At 63.9% G+C, this 22,798-nt stretch carries 27 protein-coding genes and 3 pseudogenes; 7 read left to right on the top strand and 23 right to left on the bottom strand.

Features of this window, described 5'->3' with window-relative positions:
- Nucleotides 1-135: 135 nt before the first annotated feature.
- From V7S63_RS26460 to V7S63_RS26450, 3 genes and pseudogenes are all read left to right on the top strand, one after another.
- Nucleotides 136-645 carry a MarR family winged helix-turn-helix transcriptional regulator gene (locus V7S63_RS26460; protein ID WP_336532492.1) on the top strand — a complete coding sequence of 170 codons (510 nt, stop codon included), beginning with the start codon at nt 136-138 and terminating at the stop codon, nt 643-645.
- 54 nt (nt 646-699) lie between these two features.
- Nucleotides 700-920: pseudogene (locus V7S63_RS26455) on the top strand (IS5/IS1182 family transposase); the annotation flags it as partial.
- A gap of 25 nt (nt 921-945) precedes the next feature.
- The gene (locus V7S63_RS26450) at nt 946-1,128 is read left to right on the top strand and encodes a hypothetical protein (RefSeq protein WP_336532491.1); all 183 of its coding nucleotides are present in this window, start codon (nt 946-948) and stop codon (nt 1,126-1,128) included.
- Nucleotides 1,129-1,140: 12 nt separating this feature from the next.
- Here V7S63_RS26450 and V7S63_RS26445 read toward each other — a convergent pair whose 3' ends face one another.
- The 7 genes from V7S63_RS26445 to V7S63_RS26415 form a co-directional block, all read right to left on the bottom strand.
- Nucleotides 1,141-2,199, bottom strand: coding sequence for a relaxase/mobilization nuclease domain-containing protein (locus V7S63_RS26445; RefSeq protein WP_336532490.1), 1,059 nt, complete (start codon nt 2,197-2,199; stop codon nt 1,141-1,143).
- On the bottom strand, nt 2,199-2,708 hold the full coding sequence (locus V7S63_RS26440; RefSeq protein WP_336532489.1) for a plasmid mobilization protein: 510 nt from the start codon (nt 2,706-2,708) through the stop codon (nt 2,199-2,201). Before V7S63_RS26440 ends, V7S63_RS26445 begins: the two co-directional genes overlap by 1 nt.
- A 287-nt stretch (nt 2,709-2,995) precedes the next feature.
- Nucleotides 2,996-3,946 (bottom strand): ParB/RepB/Spo0J family partition protein, encoded by a 951-nt coding sequence (locus V7S63_RS26435; protein ID WP_336532488.1) that lies wholly within the window; start codon nt 3,944-3,946, stop codon nt 2,996-2,998.
- 4 nt (nt 3,947-3,950) lie between these two features.
- Nucleotides 3,951-4,694, bottom strand: coding sequence for a ParA family protein (locus V7S63_RS26430; RefSeq protein ID WP_336532487.1), 744 nt, complete (start codon nt 4,692-4,694; stop codon nt 3,951-3,953).
- A 209-nt stretch (nt 4,695-4,903) separates the two neighbouring features.
- A complete protein-coding gene (locus V7S63_RS26425; RefSeq protein WP_091842635.1) occupies nt 4,904-5,110 on the bottom strand; it encodes a hypothetical protein in 207 nt (68 codons plus the stop codon).
- Nucleotides 5,111-5,644: 534 nt separating this feature from the next.
- Nucleotides 5,645-5,899: a DUF736 domain-containing protein gene (locus tag V7S63_RS26420; RefSeq protein WP_336532486.1), complete on the bottom strand. Its 255-nt coding sequence runs from the start codon at nt 5,897-5,899 to the stop codon at nt 5,645-5,647.
- Nucleotides 5,900-6,251: 352 nt separating this feature from the next.
- The gene (locus tag V7S63_RS26415) at nt 6,252-7,178 is read right to left on the bottom strand and encodes an ArdC family protein (RefSeq protein WP_336532485.1); all 927 of its coding nucleotides are present in this window, start codon (nt 7,176-7,178) and stop codon (nt 6,252-6,254) included.
- A gap of 286 nt (nt 7,179-7,464) precedes the next feature.
- On the opposite strand from V7S63_RS26415, the gene V7S63_RS26410 reads away from it, so the two are divergent.
- Both V7S63_RS26410 and V7S63_RS26405 read left to right on the top strand, forming a co-directional pair.
- Nucleotides 7,465-7,731: a type II toxin-antitoxin system Phd/YefM family antitoxin gene (locus V7S63_RS26410; protein ID WP_091842642.1), complete on the top strand. Its 267-nt coding sequence runs from the start codon at nt 7,465-7,467 to the stop codon at nt 7,729-7,731.
- Nucleotides 7,728-8,204 (top strand): type II toxin-antitoxin system VapC family toxin, encoded by a 477-nt coding sequence (locus V7S63_RS26405; protein ID WP_336532484.1) that lies wholly within the window; start codon nt 7,728-7,730, stop codon nt 8,202-8,204. The genes V7S63_RS26410 and V7S63_RS26405 overlap by 4 nt, the downstream gene beginning before the upstream one ends.
- Nucleotides 8,205-8,315: 111 nt before the next feature.
- On the opposite strand, the gene V7S63_RS26400 is transcribed toward V7S63_RS26405, so the two are convergent.
- The 5 genes and pseudogenes from V7S63_RS26400 to V7S63_RS26380 form a co-directional block, all read right to left on the bottom strand.
- Nucleotides 8,316-8,498, bottom strand: a complete 183-nt coding sequence (locus V7S63_RS26400) for a type II toxin-antitoxin system VapB family antitoxin (protein ID WP_336532483.1) — start codon at nt 8,496-8,498, stop codon at nt 8,316-8,318.
- A gap of 107 nt (nt 8,499-8,605) precedes the next feature.
- Nucleotides 8,606-9,193, bottom strand: coding sequence for a hypothetical protein (locus V7S63_RS26395; RefSeq protein WP_336532482.1), 588 nt, complete (start codon nt 9,191-9,193; stop codon nt 8,606-8,608).
- A gap of 484 nt (nt 9,194-9,677) precedes the next feature.
- Nucleotides 9,678-9,845: pseudogene (locus tag V7S63_RS26390) on the bottom strand (DUF3008 family protein); the annotation flags it as partial.
- Between the two features lie 57 nt (nt 9,846-9,902).
- The gene (locus V7S63_RS26385; protein WP_336532481.1) at nt 9,903-10,172 is read right to left on the bottom strand and encodes a GNAT family N-acetyltransferase; all 270 of its coding nucleotides are present in this window, start codon (nt 10,170-10,172) and stop codon (nt 9,903-9,905) included.
- A gap of 64 nt (nt 10,173-10,236) precedes the next feature.
- On the bottom strand, nt 10,237-10,470 hold the full coding sequence (locus V7S63_RS26380; protein ID WP_336532480.1) for a DUF2171 domain-containing protein: 234 nt from the start codon (nt 10,468-10,470) through the stop codon (nt 10,237-10,239).
- Nucleotides 10,471-10,614: 144 nt separating this feature from the next.
- On the opposite strand from V7S63_RS26380, the gene V7S63_RS26375 reads away from it, so the two are divergent.
- Nucleotides 10,615-11,895, top strand: a complete 1,281-nt coding sequence (locus V7S63_RS26375) for a DUF763 domain-containing protein (protein WP_336532479.1) — start codon at nt 10,615-10,617, stop codon at nt 11,893-11,895.
- A gap of 18 nt (nt 11,896-11,913) precedes the next feature.
- On the opposite strand, the gene V7S63_RS26370 is transcribed toward V7S63_RS26375, so the two are convergent.
- The 9 genes and pseudogenes from V7S63_RS26370 to V7S63_RS26330 all read right to left on the bottom strand — a co-directional run bounded on the left by V7S63_RS26370 (nt 11,914) and on the right by V7S63_RS26330 (nt 19,179).
- Entirely contained in the window at nt 11,914-12,075 is a 162-nt protein-coding gene (locus tag V7S63_RS26370) for a hypothetical protein (protein ID WP_336532478.1), read from the bottom strand.
- Nucleotides 12,076-12,211: 136 nt separating this feature from the next.
- Complete coding sequence (locus V7S63_RS26365; RefSeq protein WP_336532477.1) at nt 12,212-12,973, bottom strand: extensin-like domain-containing protein; 762 nt, start codon at nt 12,971-12,973, stop codon at nt 12,212-12,214.
- A gap of 34 nt (nt 12,974-13,007) precedes the next feature.
- On the bottom strand, nt 13,008-14,006 hold the full coding sequence (locus tag V7S63_RS26360; RefSeq protein ID WP_336532476.1) for a L,D-transpeptidase family protein: 999 nt from the start codon (nt 14,004-14,006) through the stop codon (nt 13,008-13,010).
- A gap of 100 nt (nt 14,007-14,106) precedes the next feature.
- Entirely contained in the window at nt 14,107-15,432 is a 1,326-nt protein-coding gene (locus tag V7S63_RS26355; protein WP_336532546.1) for a PQQ-dependent sugar dehydrogenase, read from the bottom strand.
- A 558-nt stretch (nt 15,433-15,990) separates the two neighbouring features.
- Nucleotides 15,991-16,473 carry an RES family NAD+ phosphorylase gene (locus tag V7S63_RS26350; RefSeq protein WP_336532475.1) on the bottom strand — a complete coding sequence of 161 codons (483 nt, stop codon included), beginning with the start codon at nt 16,471-16,473 and terminating at the stop codon, nt 15,991-15,993.
- Nucleotides 16,470-16,901 carry a DUF2384 domain-containing protein gene (locus V7S63_RS26345; protein WP_336532474.1) on the bottom strand — a complete coding sequence of 144 codons (432 nt, stop codon included), beginning with the start codon at nt 16,899-16,901 and terminating at the stop codon, nt 16,470-16,472. Before V7S63_RS26345 ends, V7S63_RS26350 begins: the two co-directional genes overlap by 4 nt.
- A 161-nt stretch (nt 16,902-17,062) precedes the next feature.
- On the bottom strand, nt 17,063-18,244 hold the full coding sequence (locus V7S63_RS26340) for an RHE_PE00001 family protein (protein ID WP_336532473.1): 1,182 nt from the start codon (nt 18,242-18,244) through the stop codon (nt 17,063-17,065).
- A 294-nt stretch (nt 18,245-18,538) separates the two neighbouring features.
- Nucleotides 18,539-18,850 (bottom strand): annotated as a pseudogene (locus tag V7S63_RS26335) (HepT-like ribonuclease domain-containing protein).
- A gap of 32 nt (nt 18,851-18,882) precedes the next feature.
- A complete protein-coding gene (locus V7S63_RS26330) occupies nt 18,883-19,179 on the bottom strand; it encodes a nucleotidyltransferase family protein (RefSeq protein ID WP_336532472.1) in 297 nt (98 codons plus the stop codon).
- 96 nt (nt 19,180-19,275) lie between these two features.
- Here V7S63_RS26330 and V7S63_RS26325 point away from each other — a divergent pair, with 96 nt between their 5' ends.
- A complete protein-coding gene (locus tag V7S63_RS26325) occupies nt 19,276-20,442 on the top strand; it encodes a tyrosine-type recombinase/integrase (protein ID WP_336532471.1) in 1,167 nt (388 codons plus the stop codon).
- Nucleotides 20,443-21,052: 610 nt separating this feature from the next.
- Here V7S63_RS26325 and V7S63_RS26320 read toward each other — a convergent pair.
- Complete coding sequence (locus V7S63_RS26320) at nt 21,053-21,430, bottom strand: hypothetical protein (RefSeq protein WP_336532470.1); 378 nt, start codon at nt 21,428-21,430, stop codon at nt 21,053-21,055.
- On the bottom strand, nt 21,427-22,656 hold the full coding sequence (gene repC / locus V7S63_RS26315) for a plasmid replication protein RepC (protein ID WP_336532469.1): 1,230 nt from the start codon (nt 22,654-22,656) through the stop codon (nt 21,427-21,429). Before repC ends, V7S63_RS26320 begins: the two co-directional genes overlap by 4 nt.
- Nucleotides 22,657-22,798 lie beyond the last annotated feature (142 nt).

Genomic DNA, 22,798 nt, shown 5'->3' with positions numbered 1-22,798 from the left:
CTTTGATTGATTGTGGCGCTAATTGTTATTGCGATAACAGTTGTGCCGATTACCGCCATCCTTGTCAATCTGACATTTGTCGCGATATATGTTTTCGAGATCACGGTTCCGTGAACCGTAACGGGAGGCCCGCCGATGACCGAAGCCACTACCGCTCCGCCAGTCCCGCTGGAGGATCAGCTCTGCTTCTCGATCTACTCCGCGGAGATCGCGATCCAGCGGGCCTATAAGCCTCTGCTCGATGACCTCGGCCTGACCTACCCGCAGTATCTCGTGCTCAACGTGCTCTGGCGCGAGGATGCCCAGACCGTCGGCGGCATCGCCCAGCAACTGGCCCTGGAGTCCAGTACGCTGACGCCGCTGCTCAAGCGGATGGAAGCAGCCGGCCTGCTGCATCGCACCCGCAATCCCGAGAACGAGCGCCAGGTGATCATCGCGCTCACCCCGGACGGCGACAGCCTTCGCTTCCGTGCGGGCTGCCTGAACGAAAAACTGCTCCTGGCCTCCGGGGAGACGCCCGGCCACCTCGCCGAGCTCAATCGCCTGGTCAGGCAGCTTCCCGACGCGATCTACCGCCATGCCGGCGGCGCGGCAGGGGCAGCGCCGGGGCCGGTCGCCGCCCCGGAGAGCACAACGTCGTCGTGAGCTTCACCTAGACCGTCGCACGGTCCCGCCATCGATGACGTACTCGGTCCCGGTGAGGCCAGTCGCGCCATTCGGCAGGCTCAAGTTCGGATCGGCCCGCACCATGCTCGACCGGACGCAGGAGCGCTTCGGCCTCTGGCCGGCCAAGCTCGCCGCCGACAGCGCCCTACGGCTCGGCCGAAACCCTCGCCTGGTTGGTGCACGAGCGTGGCATCGAGCCGCATATCCCGGAGTTCGACAAGTCCCAGCGCAGCGACGGCAGCTTCGCCCGCTCCCGAGGCGCGCGCGGCGATTGACCGAATGCTCGCCGCCGCCCAGGCCAACCGCGTGCCGGTGATGGCCCCGGTGTTCAATCACGACCCGGTCGAAGCCGGCCGCCAGCGCAACGATTGGCTCGCGCGTGGGGCAACGATGTTCGTTGTCAGAACCGACAAAATCATCGTTGCCGATGCTGTGTCGCGCTACGCCTCCGCGTTCAGATAGATGTCGCTTGGCTTATTGCCGCTTCACGGGTTCACTTTGGCCTTGACGATCTGCTGCCTGATCCCGGCTCAACCGCCCTCGTACGGCAGTGGCAGCTAACTCACGCTTCAGCTGTTCCCGCCGCGTTTCCGGGTTGGGCATCTTGGCAACGAACTCCCGCACCTTCGTCGCCAGCGCTCGATCGCTGCCCTTTCCGCTCAGGTCAAGTTCCTTCGCGTGAGCGAGATATCTGGCCCTGATCTTTGCCTGCCGCTCGCGCACTTTGAATTCCCAGGGACGCGGGCCCGAGGCACCGCCTTTGGCAGCTTGAACAACATCGTCCCGCGCTCCCTTGTCGGCTTCCGGCACCACACCGCGACGCCGAAGCGCCACCACCGTCCCCTTGTCGTGCTTGCGCACCTTGCCTCTCGTCCGCCGCGGCGTCGCCTCGGCTGCTACGCCCCGCAATCGAAGCTCAGCAGCGAACCGCTCGCGCCAGGTCGCCAAATCGGACTTTCGCGGGTTCAGCCGTTTACGATTGTAGCCCTGTGACCGAACTGTCAGATGCACATGCGGATGCTTGTCGTCGAGATGCTGGACGAAAACGTAGTCGTGGTTCGTTCCAAAGGTCTCGATCGCAAACGCCCGCACGGCGTCCTTCACCGCCATAGGATCTGTTCCCGGCGGCATCGACAGGATGATATTGACCGAGACTGAGCCGTCGCGGCGGCGCTTGTCGTCGAGCACCGCGTCTTCAGTCCAGCGCGACTGCAGGTCCTTGAGTCCCTCTCTGCCCTGCATGAGCGATCCCTGCTCGGTCTCCGCCGTCAGCTCGCCATTGCGCATGATGTATTCCAGATGCGACTTGAGGTGCCCGGCGTCCTTGGTGCGCCCGGTGATCTTGACCATGACCTCCGGCGCGCGACCGACGATCCGTTCGAGCCGCGCCCGCATCGCCGGCGTGACGCGCTGCGGCGCGACCGGATCAGGAATATCCGCCTCCGACACGCGCGGCCGCCGAACCGGCGTCTGCCAGACATAGGAGATCGGCGGCAAATCATCGAGCAGCTCTTGTGCATGCTTCCCGCTCATCACCGGCCCTCCCAATAGGTGCTCGTCCGATCCACCACGCCTTTCAGTTCACCTTGCAGCGCTTCGAGCGCGAGGCGAGCTTCGTCCAGCCCAGGCATGGAGTCCCCCGTATTTTCGCTCTCCCCGGTGTTCGCAGCCCGCGCGATCTGGTTGATGTTGCCGCCGATCCGATTCAGCTCACGCGCGATCGAGCGCAGTTCCTCGCGCTCGCCATCCGACTGCTGCACTGGCGCGCCCAAGCGCGATCGCACCAGTGACGTGATCCACTGCGTCCGCGTCATCCCTCGCGCCGCTGCGAGCTCGCCGAGTTGACGAAGTTCGCTCTCACGGAAGCGCACCGTTACCTTCTGAGGCGTGCCGACGGCGACCGGTCCGCGCTTCGTTTCCGGCGCACCGACGGCGCTCTCGAGTAACCGGCGGATCAGCGCCGACTTGCCGCCCTCAGTCGCCGCTAAAGCCGCGAACTGCAGCGCCAGCTCGTCCGAAACCCGCAACGTCAGCGTCGGCATCTAGACTTCCTCTCGGCAGTGACGAGAACCATGGACGCGGCGAAGCACGTCGATAGGCCAAAGTGGTGTAATAAATCGCTGGCGGCAAGCCTATCCTGCACTAGAAAAGAACCCAAACACTCTCAACTATCCACCTCGGCTAACGATTCGCGAAGACGTCACCGCTGCTAGATGGGAACTGCTCACAGCGAACCGTCACGAAAAGGACGCTGTGGAGAGAACAGGTCACTGCGGGAGAGACGTGGTTCAAACCACACTTTGGAAAACGACACGGGAGGCCGAGTTGCTTAGCCGATCAACACTGCCTCGATCCGCAACTCGCCAACAGGCACATCCTCGCTTCCCCCGTCATCAAAGGTGACGCGGGCGTACCCCCGTCCGACATCAGCGCCTGCATGGAGGACCAGCATTCCTCTGCGCTTGGCGGCGCACACCCGCACAACCGGCTTGCCCTTCTTGCCCATTCCAGACGGCGCTGTTGGTGAATTTGAGGATGGCTTCTCGCGAGCCGATGCGCGATCTTTCTCTGGCGCTCGGGCATCTTTGGCCCCATCCCCTGCTGCGGTGTCGGGCGCTGCCGCTGGCTCGACGGGCGACCGGACAGCGGATGCAAACTCTCGGGCCTGCGCGTCAGTGAACGCATCGCGCTCCTTAACTGCTCGCTCCACGTCAGATGGCTGCTGCCGCCACGCCTGGTAGAGCTCGTAGACCGCACGGATCGAACTGGCGGCGAGCTTGTCCTGCAAGAAGCCCGGCATCTTCTGCACCGCCGCATAGCGCGAAACCCAGTCGCGCGGTTTGCCCAGCCTCCGTGCAATCTCGGTCTGATTTTCGCCAGCCTCGAGCCGCGCCGTGATGAAGCGCGCGATCTCGCTGGGCTTGAGATCGTCGCGCTGAATGTTCTCGACCATCTGCGCGTAAGGGTTCGCCCCAGCGGCGTCCTGAACGAAGACAGGCGCCTCTACCAGCTCGGCGAGCTTCGCCGCACGGTAGCGCCGCGCGCCCATGACGATGACGAAGCGCCCGGCCTGCTCTGAGTGCCTGACCACGATCGGCTGGAGAATACCATCAATCCGGATTGACGCAGCAAGGTGCTGCAGTTCGTCCTCCGGAAACTCCCGACGCGGTTGATCGGGATCCTCGTCGATAAGCTCCAGAGCCACCTTGAGCGGCCGGCCATCTGACGTTCCATCCGCGGCGACATCCGCCAGGTCCTTGAAGCTCAGATCCAGCGCCATGCCATCAACCCATCTGCTCGACGATGCGCGACAGCACGACACGGATCTCGCGACCGGCGTCCTGCGCCGAGCGCTTCTTCAGCTTCCAGACGGGCATGCCCTCGGCGACCGCTTCCGCATAGCCGTCACGTGCAACGATGTGGCCTGGAAAAACGTATCTCCCGGCCTCGCGCAAGAGCTGGTCGAGATGCGCTCGCTGACGCGGCGACTTCGTGTTGAAGTTCGACGGCAGCAGTCCGAGAAACTTCAAGTCGGATCGGCCATAGCGCTTCTGCACGCCGATCACGGTCTGGAGCAGGCCCTTCACGCCCTTCACGGAATAATCCTCGAGATAGATAGGCGACAGCACATGGCTCGCTGCAACCAGCGCGGCCACGCTGCGCAAGCCCAGAGATGGCGGCGTATCGATGACGCAGACATCGAACGCCGCGCTGCCAGCCTGCAGGTTGTCGCGGAACTGCTGGATGCCCGCGGCATCGCCGCGATCGACATCGGTGAGGGAGCTGTCAGAAGCCGCGAGCGTGATCCCGTCGACGCCGCCAGTGACTGGCGCCCTGCCCTGTCGAAACAACGCGGCAGCAGTCACCTCACCACGATGACGCTTCATCGTATCGGTGGCGTTGCCCTGAGCATCGGCGTCAATTAGCAGCACGCGGCCGCCAGTTTCGGACAGGTGCCAGGCGAGATGCACGGCCAGCGTGGTCTTGCCGACGCCGCCCTTCTGGTTGTTGATCACGATGGTCTTCATGCGAACGCGATAGTGTCCCGACAAATTCAATCAGAGCGTGTTGTGGGCGGAGATCGCGGCGATGACGTGACGGTGTGGTTCAAACCAAATCGGCGAGAGGTCAAAGACGCCCGGGCCGGCGCGCAGCGCAGCAAGCGCAGGCCAGGCGACACACAAAAAGGCCGGCCCGACGCGCATGGCGTCAGACCGACCGTCTCGGATCGTGATTTTCAGAATGGCAGAGCGGCGAGCTCCGCGGCGTGGACTGCGGCGCAACCCTCGACATCCGCGAAGTACCCCGTCTCCGCATCGCTGCGGTCTTGCTCGATCAGGAATTCAAGCTCGCGCTTCGCCTCGCGGCGCTCGCGCGTTGTCAGGCAGGCATTGGCCAGCTCGGCCTTGAGTTCGGCAATCTGCTGATCGATCGGCATGGTCATGAGAACCTCCTTCGTCTCGAGTGGACGAAGGCGCGCCACGCGTCGGTGGAGACCGGGTCAAGGATCGGCGTAAGCCGACCGCCAGAGGCGGCCCGTGGGGGAGCCGAAATGCGAAGCATTTTGGGGGTACCGCGCGTCCTTGAGGCGGGCTCCGCCGGCCGTACCATGGCACAACCAGAGAGCCCCTCCAGTTCACGCGGGAAGCACCAGGGCGGCTGCACCGTTCAGATCGCGCGAAGGCCGAAGTGTGGTTTGAACCAACAGCTCCCGGATGTGGTTGAACCACGAGCCGCTGCCCGCACGTTCAGCGAGGCGGCGGTTGTTTGAATCACAATCCGAGCGCTGACGGCACCTAAGGATCGGCTGTGGTTCGAACCAACAAGGGGACTGACGAAGTGGAAGGGCGGGTTGGTTTTCGCCAAACGGTCGCGGAGCGGGTGGATTGGCCCCGCCTCACGGCGGGGCCATCTTGCACTGGGGTCAGTTGCGGTTCGGGCGAGACCAGATGAGCTGGAGGCCTTCCGTGCCTTCGACCTAGATCAGGTTTGCGTAGATGGGAGCCGGAAAGCTCGGATCGTCGAGCTTGACCGAGAGATAGTCGCGCCCCTCGTCCGAGGTCTTCTGCCAGGCCGCGCCAAACTCGACAGCGCCTGCGAGGATGCGGAAGGCCGTGCCCTTCTCCGATGACCGCTCCGGGCGCACCATCTTGGCTTTGACGTTGAGGTTGAGGGTCTTGATCGTGCCGTTGAAGCCGTCGCCGTTCGAGGTGAAGCTGCCGATGATCGCCATGTCGTAGTTCCTTCTGGTTGCTCGAGGCTATCGCCCATCGCGGCCTCGATGGCAGTCGAAAGACCGGAGGCGCTCGACCTGCATCCTGAAGGGACCGTAACGCAGTGGAGGACGGCTAGGAGCGGCTTTATTGTCCCGCGAGGAATGGGACCGCAGGGACCAGGGGAAGAAAGTCGCGGATGGCCGTTGCTGGTGTAAGAGCGAGACGGCGCGCCAGCGACGACGGCCTCCGGTCAGACATGCCCAACGAGGACGCAGTGGACGCAAGGCGCTTGTAAGCAGCCATGGAACGCATGGTGGTAGCGTCCTGCATTGATCCCGAACTGCATCCGGCAACATCGAGCTCGACCACTCATGCGGCCTCCGCGATCGAGCTGGTCTGCGGCTGAAGCCCGTGGAGATAGGTGACGGCTCGCTGCGCATGCGCCGCAGCCGCAAAGATGAAGCGCTTGTCGCTGGACAGAACCGCGAGCCAGGAAGCGAGATAGCTGGCGTGATCTGGACGCGGCTCCAGCTCCGGCGCATTGCCAAGATCGGCGCAGAGGAAGCAGCTTCCGAGTTCCACGATCAGCTCCTCACGCGCCCGCGCGCTCCGATCCTTGCCGTAGCGGCTGAGATCACGGTTCGCGCGATGCCCTGCGGCCGTCCAATGCGTCGCCTCATGGCTCAGCGTCGCGATATAGGAACCCCCATCGCGAAACGTAAAGACGTGCGGCATCTGAATATGGTCGGTCGCTGGGGAGTAGTAGGCGCGGTCGCCGCCATGTCGGATGACGGCGCCGGTCGCGGCGAAGAATCGATCGGCCTGGTCGATCCGCTCGATCGGATCGCGCGACGGTTCTGATTGCCCGCGTTCCTGGGCCGGCAAGCAGTCGATCTGCTCGGCGTTGAAGACCGTGTAGGATTTGAGGAACGGGATCTCACGATTGACCGCATCACCCGACGCATCGGTTTCGGTCTTCTTGAAGCGGCTGGCGAAGACAACCGTCGCGCCGGTCTCGCCCTTGCGGACTGCGCCGCCGAGTTCGAGCGCCTGCTTGAACCTCATCCAGACCGGCGAGGCGTATCCACGCGCCGCGGCTTCCGACCAGAGCAAAAGCACATTCATACCGCTATAAGGCAGGCCGTTATGCCGCAGCGGCCGCGTCACGCTTCCGCTGCCGTTGCCTGAGCGCCACGGTTGCATCCAGGGACGCACGCCTTTCTCCAGATCGGCGACGATCCTGTCGGTGATCCGCGCATAGATGTCCGCGCGCGGCTTCTTGTCTGACCTGCTCATGATCCAACCTCCATCGTGGAGGTCGCGCCGATCGCGACCCCGTCACGGAGGTCGAAAAGCCGGGGAGCAGGCGATGGCTGCACCCGAAGGGCTGGAACGAAGTGGAAGACGGCAAAGCCGTTGCAGCCGACGCCATACCGCCAAGACCGTCGGCCGAGACGGGTCGCGGTCGGCCAGTCGCAACCGGCATCATATCTCGCTTAAGAGGACTGGCGCCGGCGGGCGATAGCCGCTATATTCTGACTATCTGACTAGGTCGAATATCGTCGCGAGAAGAGCTGCGCGAATGGTCAAGGCATTGCCCAAGGGACGATGGAAGCTCGAAGACGCCAAGGCGCGCTTCAGCGAAGTCGTGCGTCACGCCCGCACGGATGGTCCCCAGCGCGTCAGCGTACGCGGACATGACGCGGTTGTGGTCGTGAGCGTCGAGGAGTTCGACCGTCTGGTTCCGCAGAAACCGCAGGCGCCCTTCGTCGAATTCATGGAGAGCCTGCATCTCGATGGGCTCGACCTCCGCCGCGAAGCGGATTTCGGGCGGGACGTCGAACTTTGAAGGGCTGGCTTCTCGACACCAACGTCGTCGCTGCGCTGATCAATCCCAACGGCGCGCCGTCAGTCAAGAAGTGGGCGCGCAACCAGCAAGAGGAAAGCTTCTTTATCAGCGTCCTGACTTTGGCCGAATACGACAAGGGGATTTTCAACTTGGGCCCCGATCATCCCGACCGGCCGAGATACAAGGCCGCTCGCAACGCCCTCGCGCAACGATTCAATGATCGGATGCTTACGGTCAGCAACCCGGTTGTGCTGGCCTGGGGGCGGATCTCGGGAGAGATCAGGCGGACGAGCGGTCATCCGCCGCCGGTCATCGACACGATGCTGGCCGCGACCGCAATTGAGCACGATATCTATCTCGTGACACGCAATGCCAAGGATTTCGGCGCAACCGGCGCCGTGGTGTTCGATCCGTGGAACGATGACCCGGAACGGTTTCCGCTTACACCTCGCGGACAAAGGTCGGTGCGTTAATCCAGCGGCTGCGCTCAAGCAGCGATACGCGACCGGCGAAGGATCGGGTTCAGCCCCGTCTCCACATCTCGTCAAAAGCCTCGCGTGCAAGCGGCGTTCTCGCCGTATCGCTCATCGCGATGCCGTGCTGTTCCCGTAGCCGCTCGGCAGTTTGGCGAGGCGATTCCGCTGTGCGCCGCCGCGCCATGGCTTCCCCACGGCTAACGCCACGGCATCGTTGACGCTCAAGCCGGTCATCTTCGCGAGCTGGGTCGTCAGTGCCTCGGTTTCGGGATCATCAATTGTAATGGACATGCTGAATTCTATCTGGGGTGTCTGCAACGGGCCATCAGCATCTGAGCGCAGAGGTCGCGACCGAATGAGGATGGTGAGCGGGGCTGCGCGCCCCGCTCACCTGAAGCTCAACCGAACGCCGCCGTTTGAGCTGCTGCCGCCTTGCGATCGACGGATGGACCTGTCGTCTCAGCCGCTCGCTCGAAGGGCTTCCACCGTTCGCCGATGACCTGCTCGTAAGCCGCGACAGCGCCCTCGGCCGCCATCAGCAGCGCGTGGGCCTGGACGCCCATGTCGGCCGCGAATTCTCGCTTGCGCTGGGCAGGGCCGTCGAAGCCGACCGGGCCATCGACATCCTCGTCGCGAGCATCGCAGGCCGATTTGGCAGTGGCGTCGCGGGCCTCGGTGACAGCGCGGGAGTAGAACTGTCCGGCGCCATGGGCCGAACCGACATAAGCCCCGACGATGCGCTGCAGGTGAATCTGCATCGCCCTCTCACCAAGCCCTTCCTGCAGGCTGGCTGCCGTCTCCACGATCAGCCGCTCGTGCAGGTCGCGGATGCCGTCGCCGTCGAGGACCGGGAGCCCAAAACTCTCGGAGATCAGGATCGCCTGCTGCGTGTCGGGGCAGGCGAGCCGTGTCACTTCGATGGTCGTGCTTTTGCGGAGCGGCACGACGCGGGCGGTCTGGCGGGGTGAATGTGCGGTCTTGGCCATGGAAAAAGTCCTTTCTTCGGTTGCGCCCTCGGAGCGGGATCGGCGCTTGGCCGTCGTCCCCTCGGGTGCGGTCGACCCGAACCGTCGAAAGCCCTGGCGCTTCACAGGTCCGGCCTTTGCCAGGCGAGCGGACGAGGCTTGCGGCCAAGCAGGGCACAAGCCCTTGCGAAGGACGCCGGGCCTCGTCCGCAAGATCGGCGAAGGCCGGCCGCCACGCGGCGCGGCACGCGGCCTTGAAGCGCCTGGCCGACGGTTTAGACCGCAGCAAACCCGAGAGGACGAGGGCCAGCCCGTCTTGCGTCAGTGACGCGACCGATACGGACATTAGGGGCCTCGCAGCCATGCGCCGCCGAATGCCTCGGATCTGACGGACCTGCAACGCCCGCCCGCATCGCTCGGTCACGCCGCGGGCGAAAGCGCAATCTGCTGACGCGCGTGATGGGCGGCGATGGCCTGGTTTTGCCGCGAAAGTTTGCGCGACAGCGCGCTTGCCCTTGCGCTTGGTCGAGGCGAGCTCGTCGAGCTCTTTCTCCGGCATCGACTTCTCCGTCGATTTGGAGGCGCCGTTGAGTTCGCTCTTTTTGATGTCGCCGCGCTTGACGGCCAAGGCGGCGCCGGCCGCCTTCTGCTGAGCTGTTGACGTAGCGGGCATCTCGGTTCTCCTGGCCATGCCCAGCGCAAACCGAACCTTCAACGGCCTGCGGCTTGCTCAGCGTGAGGCGACGACATCGGCGAATTCGGGATGGCGGCGGGCCCAGTCGGTCACGAAGGAGCACGCGGGAACGACTTGCCGGCCGAAGCCTCTCGCTTGCTGAAAGAGACCATCGACGAGCAGTGAAGCCAGTTCCAGACCGCCATATGCGGCGGGAACCTCGGTATGCGTCAAGATCAGCTTGTCGCCCTGCTGCCTGAAGGCGGCGAATGCGACGCCGCTATTGAACCATCTCGAAGCGACCCCTGGCCGGCCGCTCGACGACATTCGCGAACGGGTTCGGCGACAGAGCCGTCCGCCTTCGTCCTTCGCTATCATGGATCCGATGATATCAGTCCGTGGGAGCCCATTGCTGGCGCGCTTCGTCAGCCGAGACGGTCAGAACGATCTTCTCGCCGACATCCGCGATCAGGTCCGTGCTCAAATAATGATGGGAGCCGCCTGAGCCGGCATCGTTCTTCTTCAGCTTGAGCTGCGTTCCAGAGAAATGGTCCACCGTGCCGAGGTGAGCGTTGTCGGAGCCAACCACCTCAAGGCCTTCCTTGATCTTCTGGATGTCGAACATCGTACGTCTCCCTGACTTTTGTCCCGCGAAGGAAACTGGGCGGGATCACGCATGTTCCGATTGCGAAGGCTGGCATGTTCGCTCTGGCGATGCCGGTCGTATGCCACTATAAACTGAGTTCTCTTTTCGTTCTCGGGATATGCTATGACTCGTCGATCTGGCAGCGCCGATCTGCCCTTGCATCACGGTCGCGTCCCGGCCTGGCTCGGGCAGCGCATGACGCGGCTGGGCGCGGTCATCTGCGAAGCGATTATCCATCACTACGGCCGCGAGGAGTTGCTGCGGCGCCTCGCCCACCCGTTCTGGTTCCAGTCATTCGGCGCGGTGATGGGCATGGACTGGCACTCCTCAGGCGTTACGACGAGCGTCATCGGGGCGCTGAAGCGCGGCTTGGCGCCTTTGTCGCGCGAACTCGGGATGCATGTCTGCGGCGGGCGCGGCAGCCATTCGCGGCAGACGCCGGCCGAGCTCGAGCGGATCGGCGCCGAAGTCGGCTTCGACGGGGTGGCGCTGGCCAAGGCGAGCCGGCTCGTCGCGAAGGTCGACAGTGCGGCTGTTCAGGACGGATTCGATCTCTATCTGCACGGCTTCATCGTCGCCGATGACGGCCAGTGGGTCGTGGTACAGCAGGGCATGAATGGCGATGGCGGGCTCGCCCGGCGCTATCATTGGCAATCCGAAGGGCTCGGCAGCTTCGTCGAGGCGCCCCATGCCGCGATCGACGGGCAGAGCCAGGGCCGGATCATCAACCTCACCGACGCGCGCGCAGCCTTGGCCCGAGACAGCCAGGTCGAGATGCTGCGCGGCATCGGACCGGATGCCATCGTTCGGGAGTTCACGGCACTGGAACGCGACCGCGCGCCGGCAGCGCTGTCTCAGGAACAGCTTGCCCTGCCTCATCTGGTGATGCCGGCCCATCATGATGTTCGGCCAAAGGATGTGATCGCGCGGCGGCTGCATGGCGCGCTCGCAGCCGCGGCCGACAGCGCGCCTGGCGATTTTTCTGAATTGCTGCTGGTCCCCGGGGTAGGCGCCCGCACGGTCCGCTCGCTCGCGATGGTGGCCGAGGTGGTGCACGGTGCGGCTTGCCGTTTCACGGATCCGGCCCGCTTCTCGCTCGCCCATGGCGGCAAGGATCGCCAACCCTTTGCGGTGCCAACCAAGGTCTACGATCAGACCATCAACGTCCTTCGTTCCGCCGTCGACCGCGCAAAGCTTGGGCAGGATGACCGTCTGGCCGCGATCGCTCGCCTCGATCAAGAGAGCCGGCGGCTCGAGCGCGGCGCGACAGGTCCGACGCTGGACGAGTATGTCGCCGATGAACGCCGTCGTTCTGCGGAGTATGGCGGACGCAGCGTCTTCGGCTGGGAGCAGCCGGCGCTCGAAGAGGGCGTTCGATCAAGGCGGCACGCGGAACGCCAGTGAATATCTAGGGGACGAGCCTCAGGCCGAATCGGGCGCGTGATCCTTAAGCGCTGCCAAGTACTCCGCCGCGACGGGCTTCCCTGCAACCTTGTTCGCCTCGACGCGCCCCTCACGCAGATCACTCGCGATCGCGACCATCGCCTCGCGCCAGGACGGATACTCCGTCTCATAGGTCGCCATAAGTTCGCCGCCGCGCTTCACGTGATGCCGGATCTAGACGGTGATCGGCCCTAGGCCGTAGCGGTTCTCGAGATCGTCGATCACGGGCATTGCGGATCGTCCTTGCTGGAGCCGTCGAGAGGCCGAGGCTTGCGCGTCATTCGATGTCCCACTGGCAGATCTTGTAGTCGCGTGGCCGCTGCCTCATGTCGAGGTGCAGGTGATCCTTATGCGAAGCGTCGGAGCCGGGGCCGAGAACGGTCCTGAAGCGCGCGCAGGTGCTCGTCTTAAGCGCCTCGCGCAGCGCGCGAGTCGATGGTTCGGTACCGACGAGACTTAAGATCCTGCCGTCGTCCAAGCGCAGGCCACCGATATCCATCGCATTCCCCGTCGCATGTTCGCTGATAGGGGCGCCGGCCACACCGTTACGCGGCCGGCAGGCATGGCCGCCGACTCCGGTCAGCCGGGCCAGTTTGCCCTTCTCTCGGGAGACGATGCCGGGCAGGTCGCTGCGGACCCAATCAAGGATCTCGATGGCGAAGGCGCAGGCGACCGTAATGGCGCTGTCCAGTTCGACCTGGGAGCCGTCCGGCATGGCGACGGCGCGAAACGAAACGGGCTCGGCGATGGCGCAGTCGCGGGTGCCCGCGTCGGACGCGGCCGGCAAGGCGATGCCGCCGCGCTCGAAGAAGGTCGCAAAGCAGCCGGGCGGGCCGATAGGCCCTTCCGGCTCGGCGGGTGCGGGTGGCGTCTTCGCCGTCGCCGTATCAGCCCCCGCAGGTTTACTCGGGGACAGTTCGGCGGGACGCGGTGGCGGCAAGGGGGCCAGAATCGCTGGGTCGATGGTATTTGCGCTGCGGGCGCGATCGCGCGCCGGCGCATCGGCGGCGGCGCTCAGACAAGCCGCGCAAAGCGCCATTGCGACCGCCCGACCCGCTCGCCTCCACATGCTGCTATTCCAAGAAGCGCACCGCAACACCCGCCTTGACGAGATCGGCAAGCTCCTCTGCATCCCAGTTGGTTAGGCGGATGCAGCCATGCGAGTTGGTCTTGCTGACCTTTGCCGGCTCGGGCGTGCCGTGAATTCCGAAGGTCGGCTTCGACAGGGCGATCCAGACCGTACCGACCGGGCCGTTGGGGCCGGGCGGAAGCGTCAGCGTCTCGGTGTTCTTGCCCTGCTGAAAGTTTTTCTCGGGGTCGTAGGTGTAGTTCGGATTCCGGGCGATGCGCTCGATCGTGTACTCACCGGATGGCGAGGGGGTGTCCTCGCTGCCGATCGTCGCCGGGTAGCTTGCGAGCACCACGTCGTCGGCGCCGAACACCATGACCATCCCCGTGCTCTTGATCGCGTCCACCCGGAGAGCAGCGCCCTTTTCGGGCGAACGACGGCCGGACGCTACGGCGATGCGTGTCCCAGCTTGTGAGAACGCCTGTCGAGGATTGAGCGCGGCGAGCAGCGTCTCGCTCATGTGGAAGCGCTCGCCCAGCATCTCCTGCGGGCTCGTGTAGGAGAGGCGCTTCATCCTCGCCTGCTTGGCGTAGTCGCGCGGGATGGCGTCGACGAAGTCGTAGGAGGCATCCTTGTCGGTCAGCGCGTACTCGGCGATCACGTCGTTCGCCGTCTCGCCGCCCAGGCTCAGCCACGCAAGCTCGTCGATCTCCTCGCCGTCAGGGAGCCTTTCCTGCCGCCGGAACTGGGCGACCGCCTTGCGAAAATTCTCGCCGTCGATGCCATCGATGACCCCAGGCGAGACGCTGCGACGGCTGAGGAGAACCTGTGCCTTGACAATGAACGGATTGGGGCCGGGTTCGACTGTCTTGTTCCGGTCCGCGAAAGTGACGGAATTGATCTCTGTTGCCGTTATCGCCATTGCCGGCCACGCCCAGATAGCCATGACCACGATCGCGATCGCAGCGAGCCCGGCAGGCTTGATCGAATGGGCGGATTTCATCTGGGGCTCCGACGACAACGGCGTTCGCGAAGCTATACGGACAGCCAGACCGGATGTTCCGCCGGGCGCGCCGGGCTGGCCGGCGCGCCTTTAAGTCACATCAGCTGGTCGGAGCCGTCAGCCGCCAGATCGCGTTCCCAACATCGTCGGCAACCAGCAGGCCGGCGCGCTGGTCTACCAGCACACCGACGGGCCGTCCGCGCGCCTCGCCCTTGTCGTTCAGGAAGCCCGTAAGGACAGGCTTCGGCATATCGGACGGCTTGCCGTCGACGAAGGGCACGAAGATCACCCGGTACCCGACAGGGCGGGCCCGATTCCATGACCCGTGCTGTCCGATGAACGCGCCGCCCTGATAGCTTTGCCCCAGTCGACCGTCCTTGACGAAGGTCATCCCCAGCGAGGCGGTATGGGAGCCGAGCGCGTAGTCCGGCTTCATCGCCTTCGCTACGAGCTCCGGCCGCGGCGGCTCGACGCGCTTGTCGACATGCTGACCGTAGTAGCTGTAGGGCCAACCGTAAAAGCCATCCCGCTTTACCGAAGTGATGTAGTCCGGCACGAGGTCGTCGCCGATCTCGTCGCGCTCGTTCACGGCGACCCAGAGCTCCTTCGTTGCCGGATTCCAGTCGATGCCGACCGGATTGCGCAGCCCGCTCGCAAAGAGCCGGCTGGCACCGCTCTGCGGATCGATCTCCAGCACCGCTGCGCGGTTCTCCTCTTCAGCCATGCCATTCTCAGCCACATTGGAATTGGAGCCGACGCCGACGTAGAGGCGCGAGCCATCGGAAGCCGCAATAAGGCTCTTGGTCCAGTGATGGTTGCGACCCGCCGGCAGTTCCGCCACTTTCACGGGCTTGGCGGCGTTCTTGGTCTCGCCCGCAACATAGGGCACGCGCACCACCGCGTCGGCATTGGCGATGTAGAGCTGATCGCCGACCAGCGCCATGCCGAACGGCGAGGTCAGGTTTTCAAGATAGACGATTTTCGTCTCCGCGACGCCATCGCCGTCGGCATCCCGCAACAGGCTGAGGCGATTGGCGCTAGGGGTCTGGGATCCGGCGCGCTGCATGAAAAGTCCCTGCACCCAGGCGCGGACGCCGCCCTTCTTTTCCTCGGGCTTGGGCGGGGCGTCGCTCTCTGCGACGAGAACGTCGCCATTGGGCAACTCGTAAAGCCAGCGCGGATGCTGAAGTCCGGTCGCGAAGGCGGTGACCTGTCCCCCAGCGAGCGGCGTCGGCTTTTCGCCTTCCTTCCAACCAATGGCCTTGGCAACCTTGATCGTCGGCAGCCAAGAGGATTTCGGCTCCGGCAGGGTCGGGCTCTGTCCATAGCCCGCTTCTTCGGGCAGCGGTTTGTCACTGCAGGCGGTGAGTGCCAGCGCCGAAGCGGCGACGCCAACGAGGAAAACTAGTTTGTGGGAGTGCGTCATGTCGGCCTCCGTATCCAGGCAGGGATCATTTGAAGCCAACGTGGCGAGCGTGCACAGGTTCGAAAGCGATTGCGTTTCAGGGCGAGGCGGAACCAGGGCAACGGCTATTGGTTGTCGCAGCAGGGGGGAAGGCGCGGCTTGGAAAATCTGCAAATCTCAGATGCGGCGAAGCACGTTACCGGCTCAGTGCTGGCGGTGTCGGCGTGCTCGAACTGGCAAGCGCGCCTTGTCCACATGGTCTAGCCGTGACGTCTGGACGGGCCGCGCTATCCCCTTTCGTTGACGAGATCGGGCGTTACAAAGCGGCGCCTGCCCGGATACCGCGCAGTTTTCATTCCCATGATCGACGTAAACAGCTCATGCCGTGGGACTGTGGCATTGGCTCCCATGGCGAACCCTTGTCATCCCCATGCGCGAAGCTAAATCGCAAGAGAGCGGACGCACCGGACGTCAGCTAAGAGCCATTGCCAGCGTAAGTAGGCTGCTTGAAAGCGGACTCTCTTGGCGCCAGCAATGGGCCAACTCCAGAATACGCGCGGTCCACGTCCCGATCCGGCCTCACGATCCAAAAAGCCGCCGATCCCAATAGACGGGCTCATGCAGGCTCGCTGTGATCGTCCCAAATTCCGAATGCGCTGGGTTGATCAGCACGTTGCGGTTAAGCCGCGCCACCACGCTCGGCACGATCAAAATCGCGCTTCGGCGCTGCTGGCACCACTGCGCGCCAAATTCTTTGCTTGCCGTCGCCGGCATGCTGTCCCAGCCTGCCAGGGATGAAGGTGAGAAAACCTCGTACGACAGTCCCCTAGGCAGCGTGATCTCGATATGATGCTGGTTCGGCGGCAGACGCCCGCTGCCCTGGACGAGCTTCTCCAAGAGCGCCGTCGAATAGTGCTCACTGCTGTAGATGAGGGGGCTTCCGGGCGTGTTCCATCGTCCGGGCCCGATCGTCGAAGCGGTGGCATCGAAGATAGGATAAGTGCCGTTCGGGTCACCTATCCGGAAACTGAACAGCGTGCCATCGAGCCGCTGAGCCGTCACGCAGCGCTGCCGTATTTCAGGCCGCCCAGTATATCCAGCACCAGTTCAGCGCCGATCTCGTTTTGAATGACCACGTCGATCGGACGCCTATCTTCCAGCATCGGGTGCGATCGAAACAGAAACTCGCGCGCCTCCGTTTCGGTCTGCCAGACATCGAGAGCCAAGCTCCAGACCCGTGCTACCCTGGCCAGCCGGGTGCCTTCGTCCGACGAGAGCCGGAGCGCCGTCTTGCGCCGCTCATAGGTGGCCTTGGGAACGAGGCGATACTTGAACTGGGCGTCGCTCGGCGCCAAAAGGCGGGCCATCCGATCGAGCGCTCCGACCGGTAGTCCATCTTCGATGCGCGACATCAAGCCGAACGGCGAGCGTGCGGCAATCTCATTTGCTGAAAGTCCGAGGACATCCGCGACTGCTCCGAATGCCAGCATTTTCGCCTCCAGATCAATTGAGGCATTATCTCACCTCATGTGAGGCGCCTTGCAAGCACCGAGGATGCCGGCGTGCTCTGGATTTTCGATCGGAATGATCGGCACCGTTCGGGAGCCGCTTATCGAAAATCACCGTCGGCAGACTGAAAATGGCTCGCAGCCTACAAAATTCCCCAAGCGCGATAGCGCTTCCGCCCGGTCAGCTCGCGCGGAAGGCTGCCGCCGAGCTGCTTTAGCATGGCCTCGACCGCCTGCGGCGTGACGTGCAACCGCGCCGCCGCCAACTGCACCGTGACCAGCGGCGACGCCACGAACAGACCGACCAGCTCGGTTAGCTTCGAATTCCCCCTTCTATTTTCACACTTCCGCAGCATCGCGGTCCGCGCCAGCGACAACCGATCGAGATCGGCCTGGCCAAACGCCGACGCCTCAGTGAGTGCGTCGAGCAGCCCCGCGACCCGGGCACTGAGCGCCTGGTGCGGGCTCCACCTGAACTTTCCCCGCCTCAGCCCGAGCCCGACCATCGGCAAATGCGCCGAACCTAATCCCCGCTGCCGCAACACGGTCGCCGCGAGCGCGAAACCGAGTTCGCCTGCGCGTTCGGAGGGTTCGAGCCAAAGCCAGGCATCGAGCGCGAGCGCGGCCGCCAGCGCCGCCGGCAGCCCCCTGCCCTCCTCCAGGACGGTGAGCCAGCGCGCGAGCCGCCCGGCGGCGTCATAGGCGGGATCGCGCAGGGTCAGATTCATGCGGCCCGCATCGGAGGAGAGATCGTTCCAGGCGTCGAGCTTCTTTCGCGTCCGCGCCAGCAAGGCGTCGATGTCGGCAAAGGCCGGATCGCCGTGATCGTCCTCCTCCTGCCGGTCGAGATCATCCTCATCGACCTGGCCGTCATCATCATCTTCAAGGTCGATCCGGTCCCAGGGTGCCGCGATCTGTTTCGCGGTCCCCGATGCGGTCGCCTCCCTGCCCGTGCGTTCCGGCTCCGGCGCCTCGGTGATGCTAAGCCGCTGCCGCAGCGCGGTCGGGTTCAGGATCTCGGCCGGCTCGCGCCGGGCCAGGCGCCGACGCTCGTCGAGCATGGCCGCAGCGCGCGTGATCTCACGCGTCGGGCTGCGCACATCCATGCGGGCGTCGTGCAAGCAAAGGTCCTCGAGCGGGCACAGGCCGCCGCTGAGCCCGATCAGGGCCTGGGCCTCGAAGGCGTGGCCGCGCTGACGGGCTCCTTCAGCCAGGACGGGCTCGACGCGGGCCAGGCGTTCGTCGCAGCGGGCAAGCGCGATCGCCGCGGCTTCGGCGCCTGCGGCGCAGTCCGAAACCAACTCCTGGCGCACCGCGCGCGACATATCATAACCGGTTGAATTCATGCCTCATTAGCTAACATACCCAACCCAAATGGCCACTACCTTGTTTCACGTAGACACAAGCTTGAACATATCAATCACTATCGATAATTACCTCTTATCGATAGTGATAGACGCAGATCTGAAAATCGGCGATTATGGCGCTGCAAATGCCCTCCGGCGCCGTCAGCCAGGCGTCCGGGCGACGAAATCGGCCGACAGGTGGTGGGCGAATTGAGGGAGTTGCGCGAACAGTCGCTGATCGGCGCCACTGCTCCGGCCCTAAAGCGGAGCTGTTCAGCTCGACTGATGCAGGAGCATATCCGCGATCGCGGAGCGCAGGGGCGGAAGATCATCCTTGACGATCCGCCAAACGATCTTGGAATCGACGCGCCAGTACTCGTGGCGGATCAAGTTGCCCAGCGCGCGCACATCCGCTCAGCGAATGTCTGGCTGCGTCGCCAAAATCTCTTCGGGGAGATGGCGGACCGCCTCGGAGATGATCTCCAAAGCCCGCTCGACACCGAGTTGAAGACATGCATCAGCCTGGAACGCCGCCTGGCTGCGTCCACCGACGGCCCCATCTACCGCGTCGATAGCGGCCAGCATCTCCTCGAGAACAACGTCGATCCGGCGCGCTATCAAAACACGTGCACGGCGGCCCGCTCGATCTCACTGCGCAGTTTGGGATGCAGACTTTCGCGCGTGGTCACGTCAACCTTGCGCTCGATCGACTCGTTCAAAACACGGTGCACGCCGGCCAAATCGAGCAGCGAGAACTTTGCATCCGGCGCCACGTCGATGAAAACGTCGAGATCGCTATCGGGACGTGCCTCGCCACGCGCGGTCGATCCGAAAAGATACGCCGCCTCAACGCCGCGAGCGCGCAAGGCGGCGGCGCTGACAGCGATCTCGGCAATGGCTTGGTCGCGGGTCATGGATCACTTCTACACCAAAGTCGTCGAGAGCGGAATCATGGCGGATCCCCGTCCATTCTCGACAATTGGTCCTCGGCCGGCACGGAACGATCCGCCATGAACGACATCCTTGCTCTCGGCGACACCGAAACCCGCCGCGCCCTCCAGCTCGATGCTCTCGCCAGCATCCTGCCTATGGAGCGCCGCGACAAACTTGCCACGATCCTGACCGACGACGACGTCGAGACGCTGCGCCATCTAGCTCGCGAGGGCATGGGCGAAAATTCGTTGCGCGCGCTCGCCTCGGATCTGGCCTATCTGGAAGCCTGGGTGCTCGCGTCGACAGGTTCGCCCCTGCCCTGGCCGGCGCCGGAGGCATTAGTGTTGAAATTCGTCGCCCATCACCTCTGGGATCCGGCGAAGCGAGCCGATGACGCAAGCCACGGCATGCCGGTCAACGTCGAGAGTGCCTTGCGCTCCGCTGGCCAATTGCGCAGCGAAGGGCCCCACGCGTCCTCGACGGTCAAGCGCCGCCTGGCACACTGGGCAACCCTGCATCGCTGGAGGGGGCTCGAGAGCCCGCTGACCACGCCGGCGATCCGGACCGGCGTCCGCCTCGCAGTCAGGGCCAGCGCAAAACCGCGCCGGCGCAAGAGCAAGCGCGCGGTGACACGCGACATTCTCCAGCGTCTGATCGCAACCTGCGCGTCAGACCGTCTCGCCGATACGCGTGATCTCGCCATCCTGCTGGTCGCATTCGCCTCGGGCGGGCGTCGGCGCAGCGAGGTGGCGCGGTTGCGCCTTGAGCAGCTGACAATTGAGCCCGATGTGCAGCTCGATCCGAAGGATCCACATTCGCCGCTAGTTCCGTGCATGGCAATCGCTCTGGGCCGAACCAAAATCGGCCAAGCCGACGACGATGATTCAAGCGTGCTGCTGATCGGGACACCTGTTACGGCTTTGCGCGAATGGATTGAGCGGGCGGATATCACCAAAGGCGCGCTGTTCCGGGCGATCGACCGCTGGGAGGCGATCGATGACCGAGCACTGACGCCCCAGGCTATCAACCTGATCCTGAAACGCCGCTGTGCCATGGCCGGGCTCGATCCGGTCGAATTCTCTGCCCACGGCCTGCGCTCGGGCTACTTGACTGAAGCGGCGCGCAACGGCGTGGCCCTACCTGCAGCCATGCGACAGTCCCAGCATCGTTCGGTCCAACAGGCGACTCGCTACTATAACGATGCTGACCAGGCACTCGGAAAAGCCGCAAGACTGGGGATCTAAAGACCTCAAGATCAACGACAATGCTACCGCGGTCAGCTCGACTAAGTCGCGCAAGCGGCCAAGGCTGTTCCCGGGCCGCGTCTGACGGCAGCGACTACGACCGCTCCGAAGACGAGCTGTGGCTGCTGGCGGAGGTCTCGTTCAAACCTGGTCTGCTCAGGATCGTCATCATCAACCTCGTCTCTATCGGCGATCAGGTCGGAACCCACTTGCGAGAGAAGGTGCAGCGCACCCGAATTCTCGCTGTGCTTATGATAGCGACCATCGAACCGGTGCGGGTTAGCGACAGGCTCGGGGATCGAGCCCATGCGCCAAGGCGCGACGCGGAGCACACTATCCGCCCTGCGATTGCCGTTGCCACGAACATTCATGCGCCCTCGCGCAATCGAATTCGCGACGACGCATCGGATCTGTCAGCTGTGGCCAAGCGCTCTTGCCAGCCGAGGCCACCGCAACCTCACCAATTGCCACGAGACCGGCCTGACAAATCTGTCGATCGAACCAGCGACACCCGTCGCGCTCACAGGGTGCATTAAACACACCGCTGAATTGCGATCGTCGGCCGCGAAGAGCGGGCACATTGTTGCTGGGCAGAAGCTAATATCCGTCATCACACCTCCGAGCCAGGCGCTTTCTCCGCAATACCGACACGGGCCGCCGCGGCACCAGCGACAGCCGAGGCCGAATGTTCTTGCTCAAGACGTAACGACAGCCCCTGCCCTGACAGCCAATGCTCGACCTCTGTCGCGCGCGCCGGCCCGAGACCCCTTTCGGCCTCCAGCTCAGCACGGCTGTATGCTTTCGCGATCAGCGCCAGATTGGCCGCGCGCTCGCGCAAAATCCGTCCGCCGACAGCGCGGTGGCGACCTGCGAGCAAGATGGTGACGATCGTACGCGATAGCTTTGCCATGCCGTTATCAAAGGCGCTTGCGGCGGCGACCACAAGACCCCGTTCCACCCCAGCCTGGCTGCGAGGCATCGCCGTCACGCCCGCTTTTTCTCGCGTTTACGGCTGCCGATTAGCGCCATCAGCATTGGGCCAAGTGAGAATTCGTTCGCCTGCGCCTTACGCGTAAGCTCGCGCAAATAGCCGCCGGCACTCGAAATCGCTTCGCCGCGTTGCAGGATGGCGGCGACCACGATCGAGGCCTGAACCTCGTCCATGACGCCGATCGCATCCTCCCAGGCGCTGGGACTGATCCCGAGCATCGGCCGAACCACCGCGACGGTCGCCAGAAAGTCGCGCCAGTTCGCGATCCCACCCTTAGAATAATCGATCAGGTCGGGACATGCGTCCAAAACCATCCCGAGAGGGAACGACCCTTCCGGCACCCGCTTCGGTTCCGGTACAAGCGCCACGTCGACCCCCCTGCTTTCTGGAAAGCATGGTTCAAGATCAGGAAGGGTGTCTGGATTTGAATTCTGTTTGTGACGCTCAATATGAGACTCATTGCCGCTCATATTTTGAATTTTGATATGAGATTCCAGGATGTTGAGAATTTCGTCGGCCAGCAGAGAAAGCTCCTCCGCGATCGGCTCGAGCGTCAGGAGCGTCGGGCTGCGCGGAACCCGCGCCATGATAGCGCGATAGATCTGGTGGATCTCCGCCCACTCGGCCGGGCCCTGCCCCGCGAGCCGGCTTGGGACGCCCTCCTCGATCCCCGTTGCGATCATTTTGGCGATGTCGCGCCGACAGATCGTGATGCGTTCGCGCACCAGGCGCAGCGCCCGAGCCTCGGCCTCTACCTCAGCCGCCAGGGCCTCGAATTCTTCCGCGCGCACGACGAGCGGCGCCAGGTCGAAGCCAAAGGCAAATTCGATCTCCCCTGCCCTGCTCTTGCGGGCGTAGCGCTTTCCATTGGGGCTGTCGCGTCGGACGATCAAGCCGGCATCGACCAGTGCCGCCAGGTGGCGTCTAAGCGTCGCCATCGGCATGCCATGAGCCCGCAAGGAGAGCTGCTGGTTCGACGGGAAAACAATGAGGCCCTCGCCTGTGAGGACCGTTTCGGGGTGGAACGACAACAGCGCGTCCAAAACAGCCAAAGCACGCTCTGTCACGCCAAGCGCGCTCTTGGCCGTGCAGATGGCCCGGAAGATATTCCATTTGTGGACAGCCTTCTCAGGCGGCCGCGTTTTTGCGTTCGCTTGGCTTGCTACATGGGCAAGCGTCAGCGATCGCCGCCCAAAGGGCGTCGTCGAGAGTCGTGGTTCCATGATCCCTGCCTCGTTCAGGGCAAAGAAATCCTGCTCGCCGAAACGGCGCTGAATCTCACACGAGACTCTTGACGGTGATTCGAGGAAGTGCGATTCTCACAGTTGCCACACTAAGAGAAGGGCTTCCGGAACTCCGTTTCGG

It is taken from the genome of Allobosea sp. CCNWLY174, from assembly GCF_037120455.1.
GTDB classification, from domain to species: domain Bacteria; phylum Pseudomonadota; class Alphaproteobacteria; order Rhizobiales; family Beijerinckiaceae; genus Allobosea; species Allobosea lupini.
This window is presented reverse-complemented; position numbering and strand designations above follow the sequence as displayed.

What these genes read in the sequence shown, in the direction of transcription:
- V7S63_RS26460 (WP_336532492.1), top strand. Translation starts at nt 136, where the DNA reads ATGACCGAAGCCACTACCGCTCCGCCAGTCCCGCTGGAGGATCAGCTC.
- V7S63_RS26450 (WP_336532491.1), top strand. Translation starts at nt 946, where the DNA reads ATGCTCGCCGCCGCCCAGGCCAACCGCGTGCCGGTGATGGCCCCGGTG.
- V7S63_RS26445 (WP_336532490.1), bottom strand. Translation starts at nt 2,199, where the DNA reads ATGAGCGGGAAGCATGCACAAGAGCTGCTCGATGATTTGCCGCCGATC.
- V7S63_RS26440 (WP_336532489.1), bottom strand. Translation starts at nt 2,708, where the DNA reads ATGCCGACGCTGACGTTGCGGGTTTCGGACGAGCTGGCGCTGCAGTTC.
- V7S63_RS26435 (WP_336532488.1), bottom strand. Translation starts at nt 3,946, where the DNA reads ATGGCGCTGGATCTGAGCTTCAAGGACCTGGCGGATGTCGCCGCGGAT.
- V7S63_RS26430 (WP_336532487.1), bottom strand. Translation starts at nt 4,694, where the DNA reads ATGAAGACCATCGTGATCAACAACCAGAAGGGCGGCGTCGGCAAGACC.
- V7S63_RS26425 (WP_091842635.1), bottom strand. Translation starts at nt 5,110, where the DNA reads ATGACCATGCCGATCGATCAGCAGATTGCCGAACTCAAGGCCGAGCTG.
- V7S63_RS26420 (WP_336532486.1), bottom strand. Translation starts at nt 5,899, where the DNA reads ATGGCGATCATCGGCAGCTTCACCTCGAACGGCGACGGCTTCAACGGC.
- V7S63_RS26415 (WP_336532485.1), bottom strand. Translation starts at nt 7,178, where the DNA reads ATGAGCAGGTCAGACAAGAAGCCGCGCGCGGACATCTATGCGCGGATC.
- V7S63_RS26410 (WP_091842642.1), top strand. Translation starts at nt 7,465, where the DNA reads ATGGTCAAGGCATTGCCCAAGGGACGATGGAAGCTCGAAGACGCCAAG.
- V7S63_RS26400 (WP_336532483.1), bottom strand. Translation starts at nt 8,498, where the DNA reads ATGTCCATTACAATTGATGATCCCGAAACCGAGGCACTGACGACCCAG.
- V7S63_RS26395 (WP_336532482.1), bottom strand. Translation starts at nt 9,193, where the DNA reads ATGGCCAAGACCGCACATTCACCCCGCCAGACCGCCCGCGTCGTGCCG.
- V7S63_RS26385 (WP_336532481.1), bottom strand. Translation starts at nt 10,172, where the DNA reads ATGTCGTCGAGCGGCCGGCCAGGGGTCGCTTCGAGATGGTTCAATAGC.
- V7S63_RS26380 (WP_336532480.1), bottom strand. Translation starts at nt 10,470, where the DNA reads ATGTTCGACATCCAGAAGATCAAGGAAGGCCTTGAGGTGGTTGGCTCC.
- V7S63_RS26375 (WP_336532479.1), top strand. Translation starts at nt 10,615, where the DNA reads ATGACTCGTCGATCTGGCAGCGCCGATCTGCCCTTGCATCACGGTCGC.
- V7S63_RS26370 (WP_336532478.1), bottom strand. Translation starts at nt 12,075, where the DNA reads ATGGCGACCTATGAGACGGAGTATCCGTCCTGGCGCGAGGCGATGGTC.
- V7S63_RS26365 (WP_336532477.1), bottom strand. Translation starts at nt 12,973, where the DNA reads ATGGCGCTTTGCGCGGCTTGTCTGAGCGCCGCCGCCGATGCGCCGGCG.
- V7S63_RS26360 (WP_336532476.1), bottom strand. Translation starts at nt 14,006, where the DNA reads ATGAAATCCGCCCATTCGATCAAGCCTGCCGGGCTCGCTGCGATCGCG.
- V7S63_RS26355 (WP_336532546.1), bottom strand. Translation starts at nt 15,432, where the DNA reads ATGACGCACTCCCACAAACTAGTTTTCCTCGTTGGCGTCGCCGCTTCG.
- V7S63_RS26345 (WP_336532474.1), bottom strand. Translation starts at nt 16,901, where the DNA reads ATGCTGGCATTCGGAGCAGTCGCGGATGTCCTCGGACTTTCAGCAAAT.
- V7S63_RS26340 (WP_336532473.1), bottom strand. Translation starts at nt 18,244, where the DNA reads ATGTCGCGCGCGGTGCGCCAGGAGTTGGTTTCGGACTGCGCCGCAGGC.
- V7S63_RS26330 (WP_336532472.1), bottom strand. Translation starts at nt 19,179, where the DNA reads ATGACCCGCGACCAAGCCATTGCCGAGATCGCTGTCAGCGCCGCCGCC.
- V7S63_RS26325 (WP_336532471.1), top strand. Translation starts at nt 19,276, where the DNA reads ATGAACGACATCCTTGCTCTCGGCGACACCGAAACCCGCCGCGCCCTC.
- repC (WP_336532469.1), bottom strand. Translation starts at nt 22,656, where the DNA reads ATGGAACCACGACTCTCGACGACGCCCTTTGGGCGGCGATCGCTGACG.